The organism is Leptolyngbya sp. BC1307, from assembly GCF_002286735.1.
Classification (GTDB): Bacteria; Cyanobacteriota; Cyanobacteriia; order Phormidesmidales; family Phormidesmidaceae; genus Phormidesmis.
Genome location: NZ_NRTA01000048.1, coordinates 1 through 25478 on the forward strand (window position 1 = coordinate 1; position 25478 = coordinate 25478).

Here is a 25478-nt window from a genome sequence, read left to right on the forward strand (position 1 = left end):
ACTATGCTTCGGCGAAGGTGTTGAGACCGTTTCGAGCGCAGGGTTTACATTTGATCAGCCGAGCGGCGATTTCCACCGTGGCGCATGCCGACTTTTCAGCCAATTCGGATATTCGTGGACCCGGTCGGCCCAGAGTCTGGGGTTCTGACATAAAACTCAGAGAGCTATTTGCCCCGATGGATGCCTGCTCTCAAGCAGCCGTTTGGCTCTATGGTCAACGTCAAACCGTGTACTATCAGTGCTTTAAATTCTATTGGGACAGTCCTGATGAATTAGTGTTGTTCGTGCTCACGCAACTGCCCAATGGCAAACAGATTATTTTGCTCTCTAGTGACACCACACTCACCGGAGCGCAAGTGATTGAAGCCTATGGCTGGCGGTTCAAAATTGAGGTCAGCTTTCGCTCATTAGTTCAGTTGCTTGGGGGCTTTGACTATCGCTTCTGGTTGCGCTCTATGACCAGAGCCTCTGGCTGGCCCAAGAATCTTATCTTGGCTGACTTCGATGCCGATTTCCAGGCAAAGGTTGCCATTAAAGTTGAAGCATTTGAGCGCTTCGTCAATCTCAATGCTATTGCCTTGGGGCTATTGCAAGTACTCGCTTTAGAACTGCCTAACGTGGTTTGGGTACATTTTCCGCAATGGTTTCGGACGCTGCCAAAACATGGGTTGCCCAGCGAGCAAATTGTTCGAATGGCGCTTCAGCATCTACAACCGGTGGTTTTATCAAAACGTAGGCCCAATCTACTTCTGGCTAAATTACTCGCTGCCAAAATTCAGCCCCCTGAACCCCAACAACAGATACCTTTGGCCGCATAATTCTTCAACAGAAACTTAGGACTGTCTAGCTCATAAGCAGTCGGGGTAAACGTTTCCCACCGGCTAGGATCAAACGACTCTGGATTAGGATACAAATCGCGCATGTGGTGTGTTTGAGAAAGACTGACAAAGACTTCTGTCCCCTCCGGCAGACTATAGCCGCCAAGTTCGGTTGGTTTCGCGGTAACTCTTCCATTCCAGGGCACAGGTGCAAGCACGCGCATACTCTCTTTGACAACGCGCTCTAGCAGAGGCAAGCTTTTTAACTGTTCCAACGTTGGTGCAGCTCCTTTCAAAACAGCGTCCAGCTCGTCCAGCAGATCAGCCATAATTTTTGGATGTTGCGAGAGCAGGAATAAAGTCCAGGTAAGTGCATTGGCGCTGGTCTCATGCCCTGCGACAAAAATCACGCCGACATGCCCTAACAGCTCTTCTTCACTTAGTTTTTCCTGAGTTTCTTCATCTCGTACTTGCATCAGCATAGAGAGCACGTCAGGGTCGTCACATCCCCGCGCTCTTTTGGAGGCTAACAGTGCCTTCATCGCCTGCTCATACTCAGCTACAAGGTTTAAATAGCGATGCCACGGCAACCCCGGTAGGTCATACCGCATCAATCTCATAGCCAAGCTGCCTTGTATTGCTAAGGCTGCATGCAGAATTCCTCCGGTGCTAGCTCCTTCGGGGCCGATATCTTCGCCAAACAGAGACTTTGCCGCAATGCGAAGCGTCACCTGTTGCATGGTGGCAGATAAATTGCGCACCTGGCCAATCTCTAACTTGTTCAATTCATCTTCGGTAATGGCTACCATATCCTGGGCATAGCTTCCTAACCGCTGATGATGAAACGCCGGCATCATTAGCTTGCGCTGTTTTTTATGGGCCTCTTCATTGTCACCAAAGATGCCGACTAAAAAGTGGTTTAGGGGCTTTGCCCGCGCCGACTCATTGCGAAAACGATAGAGCGGACCGGTGAGCGGACACTTGTAGTAAACATCTGGCTGAGTGGCCACCTGGCGCACTACTTCGGGGCCGCAGGCAAATACAGTGCCGGGACAGACGGAGTAGGGTGAATAGAGCCGCGTGCCGCCGCCTTCTACTAAAGAGACTAGATTGCCATACTCTTCAAAGAGCTGTCGCGTGTAGGCAATCGGGTCTTTTGTAAACTGAATAATATTGAGGGTTGCGCCCAACAGCGGTGCCGGAGCCGGACCGGGAACGTTAAAGACTGGTGGATTGGCGATCGCGCTCGTCATGAGTGCACCTCAATGAATGGCTTTTGTATAGCTACAGTCCAGTCAGAAAGGCGAGAGCAGCAGCTAGAAAAGCTATCCAGGCTTTAGGGTTTGGTTAACAGAACCAGCTCCTGAATGGCTATGGCATCTATCATACCGGGCCTACTGCGCAAAGGCAGCTTTTTAGCAAACCCCGTCGTCAACCTTTGCTGACGCTGTTTGCCACCATCGACATGGTTTTTGGCGCTTACCATCCCCAGGTACCAGGGTCACCTTTGAAAGGGCCGACAATATCGTGGGTAATCCACCCGGCATAAAAACTGCCAGCCTGGGGTTTCACTTTCTCACTATCCACGTAGCAGGCATCCATCGGCCCAGGATAAAACCCGACATATTCTTTAAGTTCTTCGTATGCGGGAGAAATTTCAGGGTAGTACCAGGCAGCATTTTTCACCTGGCGATCGCCCACTCGCAGGCTGTAGTAATTGGCCTGTCCTTTCCACTCACAGTAGGTAGAGTGCGTACTCGGCATTAGATACGCCGTCTTGATGTCATCTAGCGGTATGTAGTAATTGGGCGGGTGACTGGTTTCTAGAACTCTTTTAGAGCGGTGGGTGTCGGCAATCAGCTCATGGTTAAAGATAATTCTAATGTGCTTAGGCACAGACTCAATCCGGGGAGGCCGAGGGTAATCCCATACGGATTCTTGACCAGGGCCGGGGGGAATGGGTTCAGGATGCATGAAGAGTAGCCTACTAGAGCGAATACGGCTTGTATTGCAAGCCTAAACCAGGATAACGACAAGCGGGCACATTGATAGCAGTACCAGGCTCTAAACGACGGCTGCTTTCATGCCTTCTTATTGCCGCCGCCGCCGCTTCGCTCAGCTCAGCGTTGGGCTAGCTAGCTTTAGCTTGGGAATGCGATTTAGGAATGCGATTTAGGAATGCGACTTCTCCAGCACTGAGCGGTAGATTTTCGTGAGCCTCTCACAGTAAAGCGTCAGATCCAGCGGCTCTATCCGTTTTCTAGCGCTGTGCCCCATGGCTAGCCTGAGAGCGTCGTCTTCAACTAGAGACTGCATGGCTGCAGACAGTGCCTTAATATCTCCTGGATCGGCCAGATAGCCGTTCTCCCCAGACACAATCACCTCAGGAATGCCGCCCACTGGCGTTGAGATGACTGGCAGACCCCAGGCCATTGCCTCTAGCATCGCCATCGGTAGCCCCTCGTTGTAAGACGGCAAAATGAAGACATCGGCATCCCAAAGCAACTGGTTGCGCTGTTCTAAATCAACCCATCCCGGTAGCTCAACATAGCCTTCTACATTAAGTTGTTTAATTAGCTCGCCCGCTTTCTCTAGCTCGCCATCTCCAGCCAGGGTGAGCTGCGCCTGCGGCAGACAGTCGGCAGGTAAATTAGCAAAGGCTTGCAGCAGGTCAAACGCGCCTTTTCGCTGGCCAATCCGGCCTAGAAAAACAAAGCGGGTCACCGACGAAGCTGACCGATCTGGAATGCTGGCCGGAATCTCCACCGGATTTGGTAAGACAATCACCCGATCTGGGTTCAGATCGCAGTGGGTGAGATAATAGTCTTTCCAGCTCTCTGACAAAACGATAAAGCAGTCGGCCTGCCGCAGTGCCACATCTACCCAATAGCGCAGCCAGCCGGGCAATCCGTCGTGAAACGTATGAAACTCGCAGCCGTGCGTGTGCATAATTACCGGCTTACGAAACGCCTTGGCCAGCAGCAGCAGCAAAATCTTACGAAGCACGCTTCCCTTTTCAGCAACGTGCAGATGAACCAGGTCGGCACCGCCGATTAGACGCTTCGTCAGCAGCCCTACCGAGGCTGCAAACACGCGCAGACGATGCATCACCGAGCCTTCGTCATGAGTCGAAACATGCTGAATATCGATTGATGCGAGCTGACTGCCCACAATCAGCTTCTGCACCGACGCCATGCCGCCCTTTTGCGCCAGGCTAGGCCCTACCAGCAAAATCTGATACGGTTTGGCAGGAGGGTACGCAGGGAGATAAACGCCCGCTCGGGCCGTTTCTGTAGACTTAACCATAACTTTGCCCTCAGCGCCTGTCAGCAATAGGCTAGCTGCTATGCCTCTTTCTCAAACCATATTAGCTCGCATACTTGCCCGCTTTAGGGCCTATCTCAGGCTGACTACGCCAGGCACCCAGCCGATCAACACAGCGCCTTCCCCAGACAATCATCCCCCCTCCCCCTGCGCCCCTTTACCCTCCCTCTCCAACCCAGACCTGCAAAGAGAAATCCGCGCTGAGCGCAAATTTTCCCTCGCCGAAGCCATCAGCCGAGAAGGTGGCGGCTTTATGAAAGGCGAATCAACTATCCCTCGCCCGCTGCGAGCCACTACTGAGATCAAGCAGTTCATTACTACTCATCTCGAACCTGCGGGCGCTATCTCTACTACCCTGCAAACCTGGGCCAGTAGTGATATTCGCCTGAGCCGTCAGCTCGACACGCCGCTGGTCGCCCTGAGTGAAATTATCGCCAGCATTCTGGCCGAGCCGACGACCCTGAGCGAATTTGCCCGGCAGGTCGCGATCGCTCACAGTCAGCTCACTGGCGATCGCCCTCAGTTCCACCGCCCCGATCAGCCACCCGACCCGACCGCTGCCCATACCCACTCATCCATCCGAGCAGCGCTGTTAAGCCTTCGCCAGCAGATTCCGTCAGATCTGTAGATGCCTTGTGGCAGGTGCCTTTTACGGACGCGGCTAACTGCTGAATTTAATATGATGCAGCCGGGCGAGAGTAGGTTTTGTTAGTCGGGGTAATGCCTTGATGTGCGATCGCCCCCCGCAAAAACCAAAAGTTGGCCCTGTAAGCTGAATGATCGCGACCGTATTAACAAACGTCGCACCTGTAGGCTTGGTGATCGCGATCGTATCGACAAACGTCGCCCCGTTATCAACGAACGTCGCGCTGGTGTAGACAAACGTCGCGCCCGAAGGCTTGACGGTCGCGCCGTTATCAACAAACGTCGCGCTGGTATCAATTAACGTCGCCCTTGTAGGCTTGACGGTCGCGCTTGGAGCAAATTTTCTTGATAGTTGAAGGTTGTGTGCTGGGGGAGGAGGGGCGATCGCCTACATCCTCCCAATCGCAATAGATCCAGTTCTCCCACGTAGGGCTACCCCGCCAAACACCCACCCATCCGCGCGACGCGGCATCCCTCAGGCAAAGAATACGGTCTCGTCTCGCACTGTCTCACCGCCGATACGCTCCACCTTTGGCTGACAACATTCGCACAAAAAATAGAAGCGAATGCTATCTTCCTCCGGATGGATCAGCTTGCTCAAACGGTTTCGTAACTTAGCGTACTGCGTAGTCGTCAGGCTACACTCAAACACGCTGAACTGCATCCACTGACCGTAAGACTTGAGTATCTTGTGAATTTTAGTCCGACGTTTGTCCTCGGAAATATCGTAAGTGATGACTACGTGCATAGGATAGTTGAGAACTTTGAGGGGCGATCGCAGCCAAAACCACTACTTCAAAACCAGCGGCGGATATAGCTCAGTCTCTGCCATCAAATACTTCGCCAGCAGTCGCGCCTGAATCTCAAACGCCTCCTGATAGGTACACTGACGACCCATCACCGGATGCTTAAACTTTGACTGCTTCTTGAGTTCATACAGCCGCAAAAACTTACGCCGCCCTTCCTCGCTCAGCGAAACTGCCCGACTGATCGGCTCTTGAGAAAAATCGTCGGGGCACAGCGCCTTTTTATTCAGAGCGGAAAGCACCATCGCATCCACCACTAGCGGGCGAAACTCCTCCATCAGGTCGAGCGCTAGAGACGGGCGACCGTAGCGCTGCGTATGCAAATAGCCCAGATAAGGATCAAACCCAACTATATTGATCGCCCCTTGCACATCGTGCGTTAAGAGAGAATAACCAAAACTCAGCAATGCATTCACAGGGTCAGTCGGCGGGCGACGGCGGCGAGTCGTAAAAGAAAAGCTGTCATTGCGAATGAGCCGGTTGAAATGGGTAAAGTAGGCCGCACTGCCCGATCCTTCCAAACCTCGCAATGAGTCGATTTTGAGTGTTTTTCCGATAGGGGCGATCGCCTGCTCCAACCGCACAATCCCCGCACTCAGATCCGCATTTCCCTCTCGCTGGGCCCGCAGCAGCAAATTTCGATAGCTCTTCAGCTTGCCCCGAACAAATCCCTGCACCACATGCACCGCCTGCGCACTCTCGCCCGCCGCCTGCCACTGCGCTGCCCGCACAAAAATGTTCTTATTTAGCTCCGGCTCTAACCGGCCCAAAAATCGCCCCGTGCCCGTCATAAAGCTCAGCGGAATTTTGCGCTCCAGCAGCTCAATCATCGCCGCTGGTGAAACCGTCGCTCGGCCTAATACAACAACCCCATCTACTTTGATCATGGGCACATCGAGTAAAGTCTCCTTGTTCGCTCGCACCCGCAAGCGCTCATCGGTTTTGCCGATAAACGCATCATCTGTTGAAATATAAACCGTTCCCATTGGGTTTCGCCTGTAAGGATTGATCAGTCAGCTTCTCGGTAGCGCCCTAATTTCTTCGCAGCCTGTGGCAGACACTGAGCGTAAAGGCTACAGCCTTTGCAACGCTTGGTGTAAATCGGGAGAGGCATGGTGCCCGTGTAGAGCAACGTGCGCACTGCTTCTATGGTGGCGATCGCATCCTCTCTCAGCTCAGCCGAAATCTCTATCGGCTGGCGCTGATGAGAATGCGCATAGTACACAAACCCCTGGGCCACAGCTCGCCCCGTCATCTCTTCCAAACACAGCGCCTGAGCGCAAACCTGAAGCGCATCGTTATCAAATTCGCCGCGCCGGCCTCGCTTGTACTCCACCGGGTAAAGCTGACCGTCACTTTCCTCAATCAGGTCGGACTTACCGATTAGTCCATGGCGATCGCTCTTTAGCCAGATCGCCCGCACCTGCCAGGTCTCTTCCCGATGCCCGCTGCCGAGCGTATGAACGCGCTCATGCAGCCCCGTCCCTTCTAGCGTGTATTGATTATCAACAAATTCTCCGGCACAAAACATTCGCCAGCAGCGATGCGGGCAATACGCGTACTGGTTCAGCGCCGCAATCGAAACATAGTCAGCTTCATTCATAAGTAAAAGAGAGTTTAAATAAGGCGGCGAACAATACCCATTCCCATCGGCGTCTTCCGGCCCACGCCCGCATACAGCGAAAAATCAGCCAGCGTATTCAACTGTTGAATCGTTACCGGCTCCACCTTACCCAAAATTTTGAACGTCATTTTGCCCACGCTACCGGTAAAGTTGTTGCGCGGATCTGTCCTCGCCCCGGTGTGCCGAAACTGTTCGCGCGGATCAACCGCTACTTCCGTGTGAATATTCAGGTGACTGTCTTGAACAACCGCCAAAATGTCTTCAGGAAACGTCATTCCGCTAAAATGATTCCACCGCCGTAGCAAGCTGCCAAATACCCGCTCAGGCGTCGGCAAAGACGAGTCATATTTGCCCTGACGAAAGGCAGTCGGCGTACAGAACTGAAGCGTCAGCTTACGATCTTCACTCGAAGCCTGCTCATAGAGCTGAGCATAATTACAAAAATTCGCCCAGGGCTGAGTACTCTGCGGCGTCCCCAAAACGCTGGTAATATGCAAATTTGCGGGCCCCAAATGCCACGGCTGCTCAGGATTCAGATTCAGCCAAAGCTGACTGAGATGCCCAAACAGCCGATCATCCAGCAGCGAAATCCGCCACCAACAGGGCGTCCCTGGTGCAATCGGGTTCAAATGGTTCCAGGTAAGCGGAGCCGAATCGTGTTTTGCGCCTTTCGTCAAAACCGGGCGGGCGGTACGACGCTCTCTTTGCAGCGGGCTCAGGGTAAAGGCTTTGTTGGCTTCGTTGGTATGGAGGCGATCGCCCGTATCCGCATCCACCGAACTCACCAAACTCAAAAACAGCGCATGCAGATGCTTCCCGGCAGTAAACCCAGGCGGAATCGGCGACTCAGGCAACAAATTGAGAACAAGACTGTGTGGCATAGCTGAAAAGCGATTAACTGCTAAAACAATAGGTCATCTGAGCCGGTAACTTTAAAGCCTCCAGCCCCGGGAAGGAATAGTGCTCTCCCACCATCCGCACGTTACGAATGAGGCTAACTGGCGGCATGTTAACGGTGTCGTAGCTCAAAACTTGATTGCTAAACATGACATCTAGCGGATTGAGCAGGTAGGGGAAAGTAAATTCACCCACCAAATTACGCTGGGGTTTGGGAAGTTCTGCGACAGTTAGCTCAGCTTTGCTCATCCATTTCCCTAGCCGAATCCAGTGGGGAAACATTAGGGGCTGACGAGCGATCGCAAAAAACTCAAACTGACTTTCGGGCGCAATCTCCTTAGCACGGCCAAAGCTAGGAATATTTTTCTGAGTTTTCTGCATCTCTACGTGGTAGCGGTTGTCCGCATATTTCCAGGTGTTAAGAACAGACGCATGACGAACGGCTCTGGCAGGCGTGATATAAATGCCCTGTTGGTTGAGCGGCGTTAGGTGCGCCTCATACAGCGGCACCTGTTCCTCACAGAAGTAGCGATAGGACTGTTCATCTGCGACTGTGGTGGCATGGCGATCGCTATCAACCAATCCCAGCGCATAGCAGAGCGCGTAGTTGTGCAGTACCGGCTCTGTTTCATAAAGCCGCCCAATTTCTCGGGTAGCGTAGTAAAGATTGTCGTGCAGCTCTAGCGTGCAGCGATAAATATGAGTCATGGCTATGACCTCGCTGCCGCTGCCTTTTTCTTGCCGATGTGCTTATCCGCATAGGCTTTGGTTTCGTCATCAGCCTGTTTGAGAATGGAGCGAATGCCTGATTCACTGGCCGTCAGAGCTTTGACTTCAGCTAGTAACGGCTGGCAATCTTCACCGATGAAATCGGTATGCACAATATATTCCTCACTCATGAGCGATTGAATTGACGATATAGCCGCCTGTACCACATCATCCTCATCAAGCGGATCGGGGGTTTTGAGCGTGTCATCTGCTTTCATCTGGTCGAAAATGGCCTGAGTCCAGCGCAGGTTGCTGACAATCTCGCCATCGGCAAAGACAACACCGATTAGCTCGTTGCGAACTCTGCCGGTGCGAGTGGTCTGTGCCCCATAGTGGCGAGTTCTGAGAATGTTGTTGAAGACGTAAAGAAAGCTGGCTTCAGTCGGATCTTTAAGCGTGACAATGCTGGGGAAGAAAACCTGCGGGCGAATATGATCTTGCTGGTTAATTCGGCTGGTGACTTCACCCGGTTTTGAACCATTTTCACCTTTTGAAGCCATTGTGCCGCTTTCATAGGGGGCGTTGAGCGTAAAGGTTTCGTGGGACTCGTCGAATGAGGTGATCGAAAACGCCGTATCAACCACAACTTTAGACTTTTCAGAACCTGAGTCACCAATGGCAAAGCCATAGATAATGCAGTCAGGGTTATCCATGCCAAAAGCAACGTTGTATTCGCACTCCTCAGGCTTCACAAATCCATAGGTGCGAAGGAGTTCGCGCCCCACCAATCGCTCTGGCGTAGACTGCTTACGCTTGAACATAGAGAGGCGGCTAATCGTACTTTTGTCTGCTATGCCTGCTCTGACGCGGGCCTTATTTAGCTCTTTGTCGGTTTGAAAAAGTGGATAGGATTCAGTTACGCGCACCGTCAGAAAATGAGCGTATTTACCCATCGGTTTGTAGGGGATCTCGGTGTGAAAAAATTTGGAGTCGAGTGTTTTGAGCAAAGTCATTGTTGATGTCCTTTATTGTGTAGGGTTGGTCTATTTTCCTGAAGTTTATTCGGCTTCGTCGGCTTCGGAATCTTTTCTGGCTTGGCGTTCCTGGTTCTCCTTATCTTGTTCTAAGCGATACAGAAACTCGCAGGTGTCTCGGATCAGGTTGATTTGCCGACCGGCAAGACGAGCGCGATCGCCTGAAAACGCTTCCTCAAATACGTCCACTACAAAGTAGCGAGCAAAGTCGAGAACCAATTGCCTTTCCTTTTCGCGATCGCTCACCACCCAGCGACCTTCCGCCGTCGAATTATGCACCCTGTCCATCAGCTTGAAAACTTCTGCGGCCACGACAGAGATCAGGGCATCTCCCTGAAACATAGTAGATTCTGCCTTGAGAATCGTTTCGGAAGCGATGTCAACCGGCTTGAGAACGGCGTTCGCTTTTGGATTGTAGGCTTTGTTTGCGCGGTAAAACGAGCGGTATAGATCGGTGAGCTTTTTAGGATGGTTAAGGGCAGATTGTGTTTTCAAGTTCCAGGTCTCCTGCGCGAAGCTGTAGGTTGCATAGGGGTCAAAACAAGGGTAAAAGTAATGGGCATAAAGCCTGATTTTGGCAGGGCTAGGCGCATCTGCTTTTTGCCCCCTGCTCCACTTCGCTAAATAAGAGAAGACGTAGAGCGGGCTAGTCTCAATGTCTTTAGCGAATTCTGTTAGTTTCCCCCAGTTGGCGTCATAGCCGTTTTTGCCTTGCTTAGCGTTAACGTCCATATGAATGGCATAGGCAGCAGTCAGCGTATTCAAGGGGGCCGGTCGCTTCAGCCCGCTGGCATCTGTCCAACCCTCTAAAATAGCGTCTAGCCGAAACCGATCTTGGCCGACCAGTGTACGAAACGCCTGAGGTGCGCTGTCGAGGAAGACACTTTCCTCAAACTCAGCGCCATCGGTAAAGGGGGGAATAGGCGACTCTGAGACGACGGTTTTAACATCTAAAATCATTGGGAAAGTGAGGGCTAACCAGCTCGGCATTACCCACGATTCGGTATCGGTGCTGTCTCGCCCCGGTGGCAAAGCCATAAAGTAAAAAGTCAGCGGTTTATCGTCAGGGTAAGTCAGCTTAAAGGTTCTGTCTCGCTTGAAATTAGGGTCGTCTGCGGGCAGTTGTTTACGTTGTTCCAACTCTTCGTCCATTAGGAAAGCATCGACAGTTTGATAGCGCGATCGGCTGAAATCGGCTTCTAGTGACTTGCTCACAAAGTGGTTGCGAATGCTGGTGTCAAAGCGGGTTTGCGCAATGTTGCTGTAAGCCTTGTGTAAAAAAGCGTTGGTCTCCGGTGTGAAGTAGTACGTCGGGTAAAAGTAAAGGTAGCGATATTTGCCATCTTCAAACCGTTTGCCGACTGCCTGAGTTTGGTTCATCAAAATTTGTCTCAGCATCATCTCGATGCCGGCGATACTAGAGATGTTGCGTTTAGCGTTAGAGCCGCCTAAATGTTGTTTATTGGTGTAAACCTGAGGTGTAAACAGCACGGCTGATTCCATCTGTTCGCTCACAGAGTAGGGTGAGTGAGAAATAGAGCAAATTAGCTGCCGCCCTCTGCCCGACTTTTTGGCCGCGCTGTAGGCGGCTAGCTCTTTTAAGAAAATATCGGCCTGACCCGATAAGGGCGTAGTCTGCTCAGGTAGCATGACCACCTGCCCGACCCAGAGCCGGATATCGTCCCAGCCGTCGGATATTTCATACTGGGCAGAGACAGGCTGCGTTAGCGCGGTAACGTAGGCGACCATATTTTGGCAGGTCTCACGCAGGTCTTCTATCCCAGGGTTTTTCTCTAAGAACTTTGCCGCCAGAAAGTACCACTCATAGGGAACACCGCCGGTATTGCCCTTGAGCTTCAGCGATTTGAGGGTTTCATTAATACGCTGAATTTCTCGAACTTGAGGCAAATAGTCAGATAGCTGCCAGCTTTCGGCGATTTTGCCGATCAGGCTAGCCGGTAAAACATCTGCCGGAATGTCAGGAAGCTCCGGCAGGTCTTTTTGCTTTTTGCGGGCTTTGGCTCGTTCTTTAACAATTTTCTCTAGCTGATTGATTTGCTCGCCCCAAATCTTACGACTGATCAAATCGCCAAACTCAGCAAGCTGATCAATGCGAATGTCACCAGTAGTGTCATCACCAAATTTGAAGTCATAGTCAGCTGAGAGAACGTTCTTTTGCTGAAAAGCGACCAGATTTTCGCTGCGTTTGCTGGCGACAGAGCCTTTGGTCGGATTGAGGATACGGCGAGTGGCATCTAGCGCAACTTCCATCAAACCTGGCGTGTCAAAAAACAAGCTGTAGTAGTCAGCATATTTCATGCCCTTACCGTCGCGACTAAACCCGGTCTGACGCAGGCGTAACTGTCCGGCACAGAGGCTTTTGATGCTGGCAACGACTCGATCTGGCAGAACGGCGGGGTTAATAGGGGGGGCTGCTCGGACAGTCAGATAAATGACGCCCGTTGGTAAATAAAGTAGAGGAAAGTAGTGTTCTTCCTCAGGGCTATTGAGATTTGTGTGAGCATCCATTAGGGCGTTGTTGACTACGTTAGTTAGGACGCCCCGGTTCTCAGAAATTGCGTGATAGGTAAATCGAAGCTGACCGTCGCTCAGCTTATGGATAATCTCAGCAAGTCCGTAGGCTTGTGCATCTTTTGGGTGCTTGATGATAGAGGCCAGGCGGTCAGCCAGGCAGGTGAGGTCGCTCAGGCAGCTCAGGGTGCGATCGCTCAAAACCGGATTCAGCCCATCCCCTGACAAATTGAGATTAGTGTCACTGCGTTGCTGAGTGTTGTAGGCAATGTACAGCAGGTCATCCAGGTATTGCTGCCAATCCGCCTCATCAGGACATACGAACCTATCGAGCGCCAAAGCTTTTACTAGCGTGGTAACAATCTCGCGGTGCGCTTCAACCGGCTGCTTACGGATATCTCGGGCCGGATCGCGCCGAATGGCTCGGTAGCCTTCTGCCATGCCAGGAATCAGCGCATAATCGAACTTTTCAAAGTCATGCAGAATAAACCCAGCAATCAGCAGTCGGCGCTCCTGTTCCTTAACCTGTCTTTTGACAGTAGTATTCAGCCGTGAAAGCCGCCGCTCGATCAGGTTGGCCGGAAACAATCCGTTGAGCAGATGCGTATTCAGGGATTGATCAGCCGCATGGGCGCGTCGGAGGGGTGCTTTCCCTTCGGCTATTCGCTGAGGACTAACAACGCGATCTAAGTATTCTGCGAAAAACTTGCCGCCCTTAGCTGTGACCCCAATTGTATAGGTCAATAGGTGGGGTAGAACAATCTTGGCAAAGTCTAGCATTACCGGATCGTCAGGGTTCTGCGATTGAATAGATGCTTTGAGAAGTTTTAGGGTGAGGAGTTCTGATTGGGCTGGGTTGATTGTGCGAGCTGACTCGTCAGCGCTTGTGCGATCGCCCTCTTCTTCAAACCCAAAATCGCCCTCTAGAAAGTCTAAATCTTGCTCGTCAGATTTCTGTGTCATTATCTTGTAAAGAACTTACGTAATTTTCTAGACAGTCCAAATAGCGCTGAAAGTCTATACAAATAGACTCAATATTTTCAATCACTACAAAAGGGTCAATCCTTTCATATTGATGAGCCAAAAAGTTTCTGAACTTGCTGGCCTCTGCCAGCTTTATTGCCAGGTCAGGCGGCAGAATACCGACCTTCGCAGCCTGGACAAAAACGTCTGCATTTGTTGTAGGTGCAATACCATATAGCTCACCCAGACAATGACGGTTAACGTCTATCGATGCTTGAATAATCAGCTCGTGAAGCCTTTCAACCGCTCGATACTTAAAAACATCATTGAAAATCTCTTCGGAATCCATTCCCCTAAGAAGGTTCATTTCTGCGAGATAGCCAGCGATCAACTGGATTCGCGAACGAACTGAGTTTTCGTCAAACGTCATTGCTTTACGGCCTGTCTCAGGTTCGCGATTGCTTGACGTGTTTCTTCTCTCATTTTCTGTCTGTTTTTCTTAAGTTCTTCTGGTGTCTTTAGCTTGTGTCTTACAAAGGTTTCAAATATACCTGGAGAGCGCTCATACAGAACCTTTCCTTCTCTAGCAATGGAGTGGGCCAGAGAGTCTGAGCAATCTTTCATCTCTATAGCGTCAATTTGGCTATCTCCAAGGTGATAGATATCTTGTAAGATGCCCCATACTCGTAAAAAGCTAAAACCGCCGTTTTCATATTGCTTCCGCTGCTCTTCATCGCACAAAAAAGCAAAATCCCAATCGCTGTTTTGCCCAGCGGTACCTCTAGCTCTAGATCCAAATAGAACAAGTAGCCGGATATAAGGTGCTTGTCCCAAGATGGCCGGAATAGCCGCTGCCAAATCTTCCCATGACGGCTCTGGGGGTGAGTAACGCACTAAACGTTGGGCATAAAGTAAGCAGGCTTGAATATCTTCTGGTTCTAGCCAGTCATATTGCGCAGACAAGCTTTCATAGGTTTCTCCAGCCGCTAACTGTCCTAAAACGGTCTCAACGGTGAGGTGGTGACCCCGAATGCTGGGTTTCCCATCAAAGATAGTGTCACGGGTAGTTATTCGCTCTAATAGCGCTTGTGTCGTCATAGAAACCTACCCTAAGTCTTCGTAATTACAGAACGCTTGACCATCAAGGGAATAAGGATGGCTTAAATATTCCTGTTCAGACAGTCTGTCGACTTTGTGCTGTACGTCACGGAAATCTAGCTCCAGTTTTGAGACGCGATCAGATAGCTGTTGACAGATCTCATATATCTGATCACCTTGCTGATTTAGTGCTTCTATCTGTTTGTCGCGAAATCTATCACGCACAGTGGAATCGACGGTTTGCCCAATTGTATCCAAATTACTATCAGCCTGTCTCATTCAGCTATTGCTCCTTCGATATGTGCTGAAATCCTAGCACGATTTATCGGTGTATATGTATTTACACTTCATGACCATCTGAAAATAGTCCTTTCTTTAGTATGGTATTCTGAGACTAGAAGGCAGCATGGTTTCATGGCTTTGTAGAGGCCAACCCCTCTTAGGGATTGAAAAATGAACTGTGAGTACGGTGAATACGGTTTGAGCCATGCTCTTTCTCAAGACTTCTTTATTTCTCAAGCAATCCATAGCTCACCCCCGTCGTGTTTAAAGCGGTGAGCTAGGGTCTCAATCAGCAAGGCCGATTGGCCGAATGCTACTGAGTACGGTGCGTTAGCGTCATGGATGCTATACGAGTCGCTGATGGGATATATCTGAAAGTGCATCGGTAGCTGAAGTCTCAGGCGGACTTCTTGAGTGGGCTTGCGCAGTACGTAGCAAACCAGTGCTTGATTCTTCAGTCGGCGGTTAATTTCACCGACCCAGGGATTGTCTGGTTGCCAAATTTGCAACTTTTCTAGCACCTGTACCTTCCAGGCATCGGCAAAGGGTTGCAGGTCGCCGGGAAATGTAAACTTCCAGTTCAGTCGTTCCTCTCGATAGCCTCGCAGCCGCATGAAGCCCAGGCAATACTCAAAGCGTCCCTTGGCAATTGGCTGTCCTGTGCGCTCAGCGATCGCCTTGAGCGCTTCTAGAAACTCCTTTTTTGTCCACATTTCAATATTTAGATTGCTGAGCACGCCGGGTAGGTCGTAGGTTTTGAAGCGATCTGATTCGTTCGGTTCGGTCAAGTCGTATAGGCCGCACAGCAACGGGCTAGACCCGCGAAAGCTAGTGGCATTATCAACGATGGGATTTCCTTTTTTGCCTGAAGACGTTTGCCAATCAGCGGCCCATCCTTTAACGCGCCCAGCGACCGTTCTCATGGGAGTATCAAACACTTCCTCGCAGCTAGCCTGAAAGCGCTGCAAAGAGCCTGCATATTGCTGCTGAATGTGAGGATTTTTGAGATCGTATAGCAGCCTGAATGACTGAACTGCACCCCAGTGTTTGTAATAGCCTTCAAAATCGTTGATCTGGCGATATTTTTCGCGGATTAGGGTTTGGAAGTGGATGCGATCGCACACCTCCCCCTCAGCCAACACCGCATTCTCCCCCGCAAACAGTCGCTCTACGAAAAAGTTAGGCACCAGCGCATAGGCTCTAAATCCATCGAACTGCACTTTTCGCCCCGCCTTCTCATAGCCCTCGTGTCGTCCCAATCGGCCCAGCCGCTGAATAAAGTTACCTGCATCTGAAGACTCAAAGATGAGAAAGTTGATCTTAAAATCTACCCCAACATCAATAGTGCTGGTGCCAATTACCAAATCTGCCGCGAGCGAGTCGGCTTTCTCCTGTTGGCCAGAGAGACCCGTGTTCTCTCGAACAACCAGCCCATGATTTGCAAACAATGATCTAAAAATAGGGGTCAGCCGCTTCACCGCAGCAATGGAGTTTAGAATAACAGCCCCTTTACTACCAGGATGTTCTATGAACAAATTGAAGATATTTTCCTGATTCTCCTTTAGCCAAGTTTCCGAAGCTTTAGAGGTCGCTTCCATCGGCATAAAAGTCAGATCGATAGCATGAGCTACTTGCCGCCAATGACGTACTTTCAGATCGGTTGCTTCTGCTTCAGTCTCGGGAAATTGGTACTTGCCCTCATCCACAGGGCTAATCAGTTTGCACTTAAATCCAGCTTTTTCTAAACGCCTTAGAAGAGATGCCTTGGGTGTTGCTGAGAGAAACAGAAACTTTTTACGCCGGTTTGTGACGCGAATCAACAGCATTGTGTTGAGGACGCTAGCAACTTGCGGTGCCGCAAAAACGTGAAATTCGTCAAAAATGAACAGGCCAAACTCTTTGTCGATACGGTTCCAGAGTTTATCTGGCGTATCTTTGCCGGTGATGTAAGCGCCCCGGTGCAGAAAATGGAAGATATCAGGGTTGGTAATTAAGACTTCAGACTGACTTGCGCGGGAGGCGATCGCACTACCCTTTCGTAGCCCCTCATTCTCAGCATAAATCTCTAGCTCTGCGCCACTAAGCCGATTGACTCTAGGGTCATTCGAGGGCTGAAATTTGGCGATATAGTCTTTTAACTGAGTCTCTTGATCGCTCGCTAGCGCGTTCGTCGGATACAGCCCAATCGCGTGGCAGTTCCCCTGTAAAAAATCCAGATACGCTGCGAGGCTCTTGCCATCTCCCGTCATCGCAGTATTAAACACTACGTCTATATTAGGATTGCGCAGTGCCTTGAGCGTTTCGGCCTGGTGCCATGCGAGATGCCAGCCATCAGGCATATGGATTCCGCTAGGAGTATCATCGGCAGGGCAAGAATAAATCGGTTTGAGTCGAATAGAGAACATGGCGACGCTATGAAACCTCTTTTGCTGGGGGAGCTTCGGCCCTAGCGATGGCAAGCCACCGATACTCAAATGTTTTCAAATCCGCGCGTCGTTTTTCTACCTGCCTGCCGTGTTGCTTTACAGCCCGGTGCAGGGTTGCCGAGAACCGATGCCCGACCTGCTCTACCAGCTCCGCTGTTGAATGCCACTGTCCGTCGTCCATTAACTGATGCAGCTTATCTAGCATGGTCATTTCAAAAACTCCTTGCAGTGTGCCCTGGTGCGATCGCTCAAATCCCATGAGCTGAAATAAAGCGTTATGCAAACGTACGGCCTCGCTATTCCGACGGACTTCCCTCTGCTAAATTTCGCTGAGTGAAGTGACCAAGTGCACGTGCTTTATTGCATGAATCCATGATGGCTGAGAAAATAGAATTGATCAAGTAGTGCGCTGATAAAGTGCACCTACACTTTTGGGCAAGTGGCTATGGTTCGCAAACGCTCCTCGATTACGCTTTCGATTTCGGAACAGGAAAAGGCCCAGCTAGAGCAGCTGGCGCTGGCGTTTGGGCAGACCTGGGGCGACAATGCTAATGTTTCAAAACTTATCAAAGCGATCGCCAAAGGCAAGCTTCGTATCGCGACTAATCATGACTGGGGACGCGATCGCATTGACACGCTCAACCGGGCGCTGAACCGGCTCAAAGATGAAGGCTACTTTACTGAGGCGCTGGAGCTGGCTCATTTGCTGTTGGAGCGCAGTGAGCTGAGTCGCCCGCTGCGGCAAGAAATTCAGAGCTGGGTGGACGAACCGGGGGAGCCCTGGCGGGTGCAGCTAGAGGGGTTTATTCGGCGCGATCGCCCTTTTCGCCTGGCCTATCAAGATGCGGCTGATCGCATTTGGAGCTTTACGGTGCGCTACGCCAGCATCGAGCGCCACGAAGATCGTCTGTATTTAGACTGCTGGTGTGACCAAACGGAAGGCAATCGAGATATTGAAGTGCTGAAGCATAATTGGTCGCTGCGACTAGATCGCATTCCGGCTGAGGCGGTGATTTCTCCGGTAGAGGGCCTATGGCAGCCTGGGCTGAGCTATGTCGATATTGAACTTCACCTGTTGAACCATCTGGCAATGGCCTATCGCGCTAAGACTAAGGCTGACCAGGTGAATGAATGGTTGCCTGAGCAGCAGATAAGGCGGGTGGTAAGGCGAGTTCACAATACTTTTTGGTTTTTTCGGGAGGTTCGGCGATATGGGGCTGACTGTGTGGTTGTGGGGCCAGCGGCGGTGCGTGATCGCTTTGTTCAAGATTTGGAGCAAGCCGTTCAAAACTATCGATAGAGACTCCCGCACCGTATCAGCAAGCTGCATAAAGACTGCAATTCTCTAGCAGGGATCGCTCTCTAGTGAATCTAGATATGACTGAATGGCGTAAAGATAATCAGGGTAATATCGCAATGTTGTTCTCAGCGCTTCAATGACTTTTCCTGGAAGAATTTCGTCGTATCAATGAGCCAGCAGATTTCGGAACTTGCCAGATTCTGCAAGCCTTTTAGCGAGCAACTGAGGAAGCAATTCAGCTTGAGCTAGCAAAAGAAAAGAATCAGTGTTGGAAATATATCCCAGTTCACTCTCTGCTGACTCGGCAAGTCTTGTCAAAATATACCTATTGGTGTCAGATGCCGCCTGGATCAAAACTTCCAAATTTCTTTCGACAATATCTTGATAGTCTGGATTTTCTAAGTAGCCTTCAATCGTAATCTCTCGAAATTTTACGATAGTTCTGGTTGAGCCTGCCCGACTAATTGCTGAGCGGAAAGTAAGCAGGCTTGGATATCTTCGGGTTTTAGCCAGGAATATCGCCTCAGCAGAGTTTTATATGTTTCGCCTTCTGCCAATCTTCCCAGGACTTCCTCCACTATCAAGTTTTGCTTTCTGATAACGGGCCTACCATCAGCAATGGCGGCGCTAGTCGTTATTCGCTTCAGTAAGCTTTGTTTCATCATGAAGCGTTTTTAGTCTTCGTGGTTAGTTTTTACTTGACGCTTGGGGTCATCTAGGTTCGTTGGTGCTGAGAGCGTTTACGGCAGTGAGTTGATTATAAATGGTTTCAATCCCTGAGAGGGTTTGGGGGGTTTTGGTGCTTCAGGTTCTGGCGTGCGGAAAGCGCTTTAGTAAGTTTCAATCCCTGAGAGGGTTTGGGGGGGGTTGATGCCTGCATCTGCGAGGGCGCTGGAGGGCAGTACCTGATTTTCTGGGTTTCAATCCCTGAGAGGGTTTGGGGGGTTTTGATGCAAGGGTGCAACCAGCATTACCGTCACGGCCCTCACGGCTGTTTCAATCCCTGAGAGGGTTTGGGGGGTTTTGATGCCCCTGGTATCTGAGTCAGGCGTCTCGGTCATCATCGTTTCAATCCCTGAGAGGGTTTGGGGGGTTTTGATGCCGCTACATCACTATTCAGGCAATAAAGGCTGCTGTTTCAATCCCTGAGAGGGTTTGGGGGGTTTTGATGCTGATCGACTGGCTGATATCGAGGCAATCACATCAGTTTCAATCCCTGAGAGAGTTTGGGGGGTTTTGATGCCACCGAGGCCAAACGGCGATGCTGCTACGTGGGGGCGTTTCAATCCCTGAGAGGGTTTGGGGGGTTTTGATGCCCAGCCTGGCAGCGTGGCGCGATTGACGCTTACCTGTTTCAATCCCTGAGAGGGTTTGGGGGGTTTTGATGCAAACACAGAAAAGGCTTTCTATTACAAGCCATCGTTTCAATCCCTGAGAGGGTTTGGGGGGTTTTGATGCTGAGAACCGGGGGCCGGGTCAGCACGAAGACAACCTATCAGGTTTCAATCCCTGAGAGGGTTTGGGGGGTTTTGATGCCTGATGGCTACAGGCGTGGTGATAGATATGGCTGGTATCAAGTTTCAATCCCTGAGAGGGTTTGGGGGGTTTTGATGCCACCAATCTTGTCAACTTCCCTGCCAATATGTTTGTTTCAATCCCTGAGAGGGTTTGGGGGGTTTTGATGCCACCAACGCGATCGCCGATAGCGCTGTCGCTGGCACCTGTGTTTCAATCCCTGAGAGGGTTTGGGGGGTTTTGATGCTCCCAGCACTGCGCCGGACGTTACCGGCTACGACGTTTCAATCCCTGAGAGGGTTTGGGGGGTTTTGATGCACTAAGTCGGCCAAGTGCCCCAGCGTGGCATAGATGTTTCAATCCCTGAGAGGGTTTGGGGGGTTTTGATGCAGAAATCGTGATCTACACAAAGGCCAACTATGATGTTTCAATCCCTGAGAGGGTTTGGGGGGTTTTGATGCCTAACACTGAATCGATCTGAAGCAACCCCGACATGTAAGTTTCAATCCCTGAGAGGGTTTGGGGGGTTTTGATGCCTCATCACTGCCTAGCGCGGCGGCATCTGGATCAACTGTTTCAATCCCTGAGAGGGTTTGGGGGGTTTTGATGCCGTGATCGCCTTGCCGATATTGAGGCAATTACATCTGTTTCAATCCCTGAGAGGGTTTGGGGGGTTTTGATGCTAGAAGCGGCGCGTGATCGCCTCGCCGATATTGAGGCAATCACATCTGTTTCAATCCCTGAGAGGGTTTGGGGGGTTTTGATGCCTCAGCAATAGCGCTATCTTGCGCTGGTGGTCAGATTGTTTCAATCCCTGAGAGGGTTTGGGGGGTTTTGATGCTAAAACAGAGCAGAATAGCAAGCAAGAGCAGTTCGTTTCAATCCCTGAGAGGGTTTGGGGGGTTTTGATGCGTGCTATTGCCCGATCCGCTGGGCACTGCCTTTGCACTCGTTTCAATCCCTGAGAGGGTTTGGGGGGTTTTGATGCCACGGGCCAACCCTGGACAGCCTCTGAAGTGGTGGCGTTTCAATCCCTGAGAGGGTTTGGGGGGTTTTGATGCCCAACCTGGGCCAACCGGGCCAAAGGGTGACCCTGGTTTCAATCCCTGAGAGGGTTTGGGGGGTTTTGATGCTACTATTCTCGCGGGGTTGCTACCGAGATGTTCCGTTTCAATCCCTGAGAGGGTTTGGGGGGTTTTGATGCCTTGCAGCACTAACGCACCTCCAGCACAGAGAAGCTACACAGTTTCAATCCCTGAGAGGGTTTGGGGGGTTTTGATGCCAGCGCCAATCAGCCGAGAAGGAAGCTGCGGAAGGTTTCAATCCCTGAGAGGGTTTGGGGGGTTTTGATGCTGTTTTTGGAGCGCTCAGTTACCAGGTAAGCTTCGTTTCAATCCCTGAGAGGGTTTGGGGGGTTTTGATGCGCAGGTTTATGGGCAGCTCTATGTCTAACTTTTGCGTTTCAATCCCTGAGAGGGTTTGGGGGGTTTTGATGCTGCATTATTGGCCTGAATAGCCGGGGAAGAAAGGGTTTCAATCCCTGAGAGGGTTTGGGGGGTTTTGATGCGCTGCACAGGACTCAATAGCTTTCCATTACTACCAGTTTCAATCCCTGAGAGGGTTTGGGGGGTTTTGATGCAACTCCACGGACTCTTCCACCATGCCCACAGCCGAGTTTCAATCCCTGAGAGGGTTTGGGGGGTTTTGATGCGCGGGTTCTGCGTGTCAGGCGCTGGCTCAACTTCGTTTCAATCCCTGAGAGGGTTTGGGGGGTTTTGATGCTTGAAGAATCGCAGCGCCAGGAGAAGATCGCATTTGTTTCAATCCCTGAGAGGGTTTGGGGGGTTTTGATGCGCGCGAAAAATGCTGAGTCACCCAGCGATCGTACAGTTTCAATCCCTGAGAGGGTTTGGGGGGTTTTGATGCGGCGGGCGCTGGAGAGGCTTACGATATTTGGTTTTCGAGGTGCGACTGCGCGGACTACAACGAAATATAGCATTTCACATTGAATGTGGATAGGCTTTGATTACCAAAGGGCTGGTATGCGCTAGATTTATCAGGCTTTTTGGGCGCTGCGCGAACCTCTGAGCGCTAGTAAATGCCGCTAACAACTGATATTCGGTCGTTTGCCCCCTCTTATAGAGGCTGACTGCACTAAACACCTACCTATTCGCGCTGACAGCTAGGGGGTAACCTGACGTAAAAATGTCATCAATTGCTGTCCTATCGCTCTCATAGCTTACAGAATCTTTAGAGATTTGTAAGTAAACTAAGAGCCGAAGACAAGCGTAGAGGCCATGCAAACCATACCGTCACCCATCACCGCCGAGCAGCCGATCACCGCTGAGCAAATTGAGCAGTTCCACCAGGACGGCTTCTTAGTCGTCGAAAACCTGTTCGCTCCCGAGCAGGTAGAGCGATTGCTGCAAAGATTTGACCGGCTCTATGCAGGCGAATTTGAGACCGGCATTTATCCCGATGAGTGGCACTGGAACCCTTACCTGGGGAAGTCAGGCGTCGCCGGGCAAATGACTGGGGTGTGGCGGTGCGATCGCGCGATGGCCACTATCGTCATGTCCGAAAAAGCTGGTCAGATCGCCGCCGCGCTAGAAGGCTGGTCAGGCGCACGGCTGCTCACAGATGGGCTCTGGCAAAAACCGCCCACCGCCAAAGAGACGACCCTGCACCAAGACTCTATGTATATCAAATCGCATACGCCTACCGGTGCGATGACCTGCTGGGTAGCCCTGAGCAACGCCTTTCCGGGCGCGAGCACCATTGAATATGTGCCCGGCTCTCACGCCTGGACCGTATCGGCAGCGGTACCCGAATTTCACAACCAAAACAAAAGCTATCTCTCGGAGATGCAACAGGCTGCTAAGCTCGCAGGCGTAGAAAAAACAGAAGTCGTGCAGATGAAGCTAGCCCCCGGTAGCTGTGTGTTTCATCATGGCAACATCTGGCATGGCTCTGGCCAGAATCTCGTAGACGTGGTGCGCCGCAGCCTGGTGATTATTCACGTCTCTGCCGAGGCCAAATTTCAGGCAGCAGGCTCCTACGTTCAGGGCGGATACGTGGCTGGCAAATACCGCATTCACGGCGATGACACGATGGACGAAAGCTTTTTCCCGATCGTCTGGCGTGAAGACGGCTATCGCACTCCGTTTTTAGAGGCGTATGACAGTTAATCAGTTCGATCTGTTTCAGCAGCAGGGCTATTGTGTTGTTGATCATCTGTTAAATGCCGAGCAGATTGCTGAAATTATTGAACGGTGCGATCGCCTCTTCAACACCCAATTTGAAACCGGCATCTATCCCGACGAATGGTACGGTCGCCCTGGTCTCAGTCAGCCCAATGCGACCCGCCAGATGACCGGGCTATGGAGATGCGATCGCACCCTCGCCAGCTTCTCACTCTCCGCTAAAATTGCTCATCTCAACGCCAGCATCATGGGCTGGGACTCCGCCCGCTATGGCCTGGATACCTTTTGGGGCAAGCCGCCGGACGCGCCCGAAGTGTCCTTTCATCGCCAAAACACCTACGTCTCTGCAATTGATCCGCCGACAACAGTGACCTGTTGGATCGCGCTGAGCGGTACTGGCAGCCTGGAAATCGTACCTGGCTCCCATCGCTGGCAATGTCACGATCAGGTGCGTTTTCTTCATGCGCCCAAAGCAGACTATCGCCTGCCGCTACAGCAGGCCGCAGATGAGGCGGGCGTTACCGATCCAGAAATTCTCACGCTGAATCTCTCACCGGGCAGCGCTGTTTTGCTTCATGGCGATCTCTGGCGGGGCTCTGGCCGCAACCTGACCGACCAGAGCGATCAGGCGATCGCCATTAGCACCCTGCCAGGAGAGGCCCAGTTTCAGCCCCCCGGCACCGGCACGGGCTACACTTTTGACCGCTATCGCCGGGTCAAAAGTCTGGAGCTACACGAGAGCTTTTACCCTGTGCTGTGGCGCACAGACGGCTACCGTACGCCCTTTCTAGCAGACTACTGCCAGGATCCCTTCACCCGCTAAAGGCACTCTCCTCATGTCACCCCAAACGCTCCGTCTAGCTAGCTTCGATGTGGGTACCGATGACCTGCGCTGGTGGGCTCCCGAGCTATTAGAGCGCTACCCGCAGGGCTATTACGACATGCATCAGCAGCTCCTAACCGCCGTGTGTCAGCAGAGCCAGCCCGAAGACTTAGGCGGCGCTGAGCTGAGCAGCGTAGAACTAATCAAGTTTGAGCCTCGCAAATCTCACTATCCTAGCGACGCCGACCTAGCCGATCTCGATGGCATTATCATCTCAGGATCAGCCAGTGCCGCTTACGATCAAGACCCGTGGGTAATACAGCTACAGGCGGTCATTCAAGACTATCATCACCGGCAGATACGGCTGTCTGGCTACTCTTTTGCGCCGCAGATTGTTGCGCAATCGCTGGGCGGTAAAGTAGAGCGCAATCCGCCGGGGACAGAGCTATCTGTCGTAACCGTAAACCTCACCCCTGCTGCCCAGCGCTACTTCAAAACTGAGCGAACGGCCTATGCCATTCAGGTGCATCACAACGACGGCGTGACGGCGCTGCCGCCGGGCGCGATTTCTTTGGGTACTAGCGGCGTCACCGAGCATCTGGGATGGATGCTGGGTAGCCACATTCTGGTTTTTTCGGGGCATCCAGAGTACTGCCGCGATCCGTGGATTTTGGAGCGAATGATGCTGGCAGAACGACGAGACCAGCTAGTGCCCGCTCAGCTAATCGACTTTGGCCTACAAACGCTGTGGCATCCGACAGACTACGTTTGGCAAACTCAACAGCAGCTAAGATTTTTTCTAGGTCATCTTAGGATCGAGGATTAAATAGTTGGTCCAATTTGAGAGGAACTAGCCAAGGCGGTGTAATTCCATTGGGGTAAGACGTCATCGAAAACAACTTGAATGTTGGCTTTGAGTTCATCGGTGGCTTTCTTGCCGGTCTCATAGACTCGGTCGAGGACGGTTGTAAAGACACTCAATCCGGTTGCTGTGGTAGCCGTTGCCATCAAGTCTTTGACGGTATCAACGGCATCGAAAATCAGGAATGTTCACAGGCACCGGATGCACGGCGAGTTGCTGCAAGATAGCCGCGCGGGTGGTGCGAATCACCTGACGGGTTGACCAACGGCAGTGATTGAGAAAACGACTGATTGAACTGGCTGATTTGATGGGCGTATGTTCGGGCAAAGCATGACCCTGCTCGGATAGAAATCGGCCTAGCAGGGCTTTAAGACTCGCTTTTTGATAGGGGCTAGGCATCAGACTAAGAAGGCTATACACTAGCGTTTGGGCGTGCTGAAGCATGGTTTTGATCACCGTCTTCTAAACTTTTTCTACGCCCTTTTTTTCAGATTTTGGCCCCTTGCGCAACCCCTATTGAGAATGGTGCAAGATCTCAGCCTTTTACGAACAGCGACGCTGTTCGATAAACCAGTAAGAAACGCTATTGCCAAGCCACTACTTCTAGGCTCTGGTTAT

22 protein-coding genes, 1 pseudogene and 1 CRISPR repeat array are annotated in these 25478 nt (G+C 51.4%); of the genes and pseudogenes, 6 read left to right on the forward strand and 17 right to left on the reverse strand.

Translation table 11 applies throughout. From position 1 onward, the window contains the following. A pseudogene (locus tag CKL79_RS18575) lies at positions 1 to 818 on the forward strand (hypothetical protein); the annotation flags it as partial. Here the strand turns inward: CKL79_RS18575 and CKL79_RS18580 are convergent. The 3 genes from CKL79_RS18580 to CKL79_RS18590 all read right to left on the reverse strand — a co-directional run bounded on the left by CKL79_RS18580 (position 776) and on the right by CKL79_RS18590 (position 4124). Further along, positions 776 to 2071 (reverse strand): cytochrome P450, encoded by a 1296-nt coding sequence (locus CKL79_RS18580; protein WP_121971055.1) that lies wholly within the window; start codon positions 2069 to 2071, stop codon positions 776 to 778. The pseudogene CKL79_RS18575 and the gene CKL79_RS18580 sit on opposite strands and share 43 nt — an antisense overlap. 226 nt (positions 2072 to 2297) lie before the next feature. After that, complete coding sequence (locus CKL79_RS18585; RefSeq protein ID WP_121971056.1) at positions 2298 to 2792, reverse strand: DUF427 domain-containing protein; 495 nt, start codon at positions 2790 to 2792, stop codon at positions 2298 to 2300. A gap of 198 nt (positions 2793 to 2990) precedes the next feature. Further along, positions 2991 to 4124: a glycosyltransferase family 4 protein gene (locus CKL79_RS18590; RefSeq protein WP_121971076.1), complete on the reverse strand. Its 1134-nt coding sequence runs from the start codon at positions 4122 to 4124 to the stop codon at positions 2991 to 2993. Between the two features lie 40 nt (positions 4125 to 4164). Between CKL79_RS18590 and CKL79_RS18595 the strand changes: the two genes are divergently transcribed. Next, on the forward strand, positions 4165 to 4770 hold the full coding sequence (locus CKL79_RS18595) for a hypothetical protein (RefSeq protein WP_121971057.1): 606 nt from the start codon (positions 4165 to 4167) through the stop codon (positions 4768 to 4770). A 492-nt stretch (positions 4771 to 5262) separates the two neighbouring features. Here CKL79_RS18595 and cas2 read toward each other — a convergent pair whose 3' ends face one another. From cas2 to CKL79_RS18655, 11 genes are all read right to left on the reverse strand, one after another. After that, positions 5263 to 5535, reverse strand: coding sequence for a CRISPR-associated endonuclease Cas2 (gene cas2 / locus CKL79_RS18600; protein WP_121971058.1), 273 nt, complete (start codon positions 5533 to 5535; stop codon positions 5263 to 5265). A gap of 42 nt (positions 5536 to 5577) precedes the next feature. Beyond that, positions 5578 to 6579, reverse strand: coding sequence for a type I-D CRISPR-associated endonuclease Cas1d (gene cas1d, locus CKL79_RS18605; protein WP_121971059.1), 1002 nt, complete (start codon positions 6577 to 6579; stop codon positions 5578 to 5580). 23 nt (positions 6580 to 6602) lie between these two features. Next, positions 6603 to 7196, reverse strand: a complete 594-nt coding sequence (gene cas4 / locus CKL79_RS18610; protein ID WP_121971060.1) for a CRISPR-associated protein Cas4 — start codon at positions 7194 to 7196, stop codon at positions 6603 to 6605. A gap of 14 nt (positions 7197 to 7210) precedes the next feature. After that, positions 7211 to 8098, reverse strand: coding sequence for a CRISPR-associated endoribonuclease Cas6 (gene cas6 / locus CKL79_RS18615; RefSeq protein ID WP_121971061.1), 888 nt, complete (start codon positions 8096 to 8098; stop codon positions 7211 to 7213). A gap of 13 nt (positions 8099 to 8111) precedes the next feature. Next, positions 8112 to 8822: a type I-D CRISPR-associated protein Cas5/Csc1 gene (gene cas5d / locus CKL79_RS18620; protein WP_121971062.1), complete on the reverse strand. Its 711-nt coding sequence runs from the start codon at positions 8820 to 8822 to the stop codon at positions 8112 to 8114. A 2-nt stretch (positions 8823 to 8824) separates the two neighbouring features. Further along, entirely contained in the window at positions 8825 to 9835 is a 1011-nt protein-coding gene (gene cas7d / locus CKL79_RS18625) for a type I-D CRISPR-associated protein Cas7/Csc2 (RefSeq protein WP_121971063.1), read from the reverse strand. A gap of 45 nt (positions 9836 to 9880) precedes the next feature. Further along, complete coding sequence (gene cas10d / locus CKL79_RS18630; protein ID WP_121971064.1) at positions 9881 to 13351, reverse strand: type I-D CRISPR-associated protein Cas10d/Csc3; 3471 nt, start codon at positions 13349 to 13351, stop codon at positions 9881 to 9883. Further along, positions 13335 to 13781 (reverse strand): DUF86 domain-containing protein, encoded by a 447-nt coding sequence (locus tag CKL79_RS18635; RefSeq protein WP_121971065.1) that lies wholly within the window; start codon positions 13779 to 13781, stop codon positions 13335 to 13337. The genes cas10d and CKL79_RS18635 overlap by 17 nt, the downstream gene beginning before the upstream one ends. Then, a complete protein-coding gene (locus tag CKL79_RS18640) occupies positions 13778 to 14449 on the reverse strand; it encodes a DUF433 domain-containing protein (RefSeq protein ID WP_121971066.1) in 672 nt (223 codons plus the stop codon). Before CKL79_RS18640 ends, CKL79_RS18635 begins: the two co-directional genes overlap by 4 nt. Before the next feature lie 515 nt (positions 14450 to 14964). Further along, on the reverse strand, positions 14965 to 17136 hold the full coding sequence (gene cas3, locus CKL79_RS18650) for a type I-D CRISPR-associated helicase Cas3' (RefSeq protein ID WP_121971068.1): 2172 nt from the start codon (positions 17134 to 17136) through the stop codon (positions 14965 to 14967). Between the two features lie 7 nt (positions 17137 to 17143). Continuing rightward, positions 17144 to 17440, reverse strand: coding sequence for a hypothetical protein (locus CKL79_RS18655; RefSeq protein ID WP_205879145.1), 297 nt, complete (start codon positions 17438 to 17440; stop codon positions 17144 to 17146). Between the two features lie 162 nt (positions 17441 to 17602). On the opposite strand from CKL79_RS18655, the gene CKL79_RS18660 reads away from it, so the two are divergent. Continuing rightward, entirely contained in the window at positions 17603 to 18457 is an 855-nt protein-coding gene (locus tag CKL79_RS18660; RefSeq protein WP_121971069.1) for a WYL domain-containing protein, read from the forward strand. Positions 18458 to 18888: 431 nt separating this feature from the next. On the opposite strand, the gene CKL79_RS24435 is transcribed toward CKL79_RS18660, so the two are convergent. Then, positions 18889 to 19122, reverse strand: a complete 234-nt coding sequence (locus CKL79_RS24435) for a DUF433 domain-containing protein (protein WP_121971071.1) — start codon at positions 19120 to 19122, stop codon at positions 18889 to 18891. 101 nt (positions 19123 to 19223) lie between these two features. Next, positions 19224 to 21898: direct repeats of the CRISPR family, unit length 37 nt; unit sequence GTTTCAATCCCTGAGAGGGTTTGGGGGGTTTTGATGC. 371 nt (positions 21899 to 22269) lie between these two features. Between CKL79_RS24435 and CKL79_RS18675 the strand changes: the two genes are divergently transcribed. Genes CKL79_RS18675 through CKL79_RS18685 form a run of 3 tightly spaced genes read left to right on the forward strand, consistent with a single transcriptional unit; the run spans position 22270 to position 24824 of the window. After that, on the forward strand, positions 22270 to 23160 hold the full coding sequence (locus CKL79_RS18675; protein WP_121971072.1) for a phytanoyl-CoA dioxygenase family protein: 891 nt from the start codon (positions 22270 to 22272) through the stop codon (positions 23158 to 23160). Continuing rightward, on the forward strand, positions 23150 to 23998 hold the full coding sequence (locus CKL79_RS18680) for a phytanoyl-CoA dioxygenase family protein (RefSeq protein WP_121971073.1): 849 nt from the start codon (positions 23150 to 23152) through the stop codon (positions 23996 to 23998). The genes CKL79_RS18675 and CKL79_RS18680 overlap by 11 nt, the downstream gene beginning before the upstream one ends. Positions 23999 to 24011: 13 nt before the next feature. After that, complete coding sequence (locus tag CKL79_RS18685) at positions 24012 to 24824, forward strand: hypothetical protein (protein WP_121971074.1); 813 nt, start codon at positions 24012 to 24014, stop codon at positions 24822 to 24824. Here the strand turns inward: CKL79_RS18685 and CKL79_RS18690 are convergent. Together CKL79_RS18690 and CKL79_RS18695 are read right to left on the reverse strand one after the other, a co-directional pair. Then, entirely contained in the window at positions 24821 to 25006 is a 186-nt protein-coding gene (locus tag CKL79_RS18690; protein ID WP_121971075.1) for a hypothetical protein, read from the reverse strand. The two genes, CKL79_RS18685 and CKL79_RS18690, sit on opposite strands and share 4 nt — an antisense overlap. 16 nt (positions 25007 to 25022) lie before the next feature. Then, on the reverse strand, positions 25023 to 25259 hold the full coding sequence (locus CKL79_RS18695) for a hypothetical protein (RefSeq protein ID WP_240518963.1): 237 nt from the start codon (positions 25257 to 25259) through the stop codon (positions 25023 to 25025). Between the last annotated feature and the right edge of the window lie 219 nt (positions 25260 to 25478).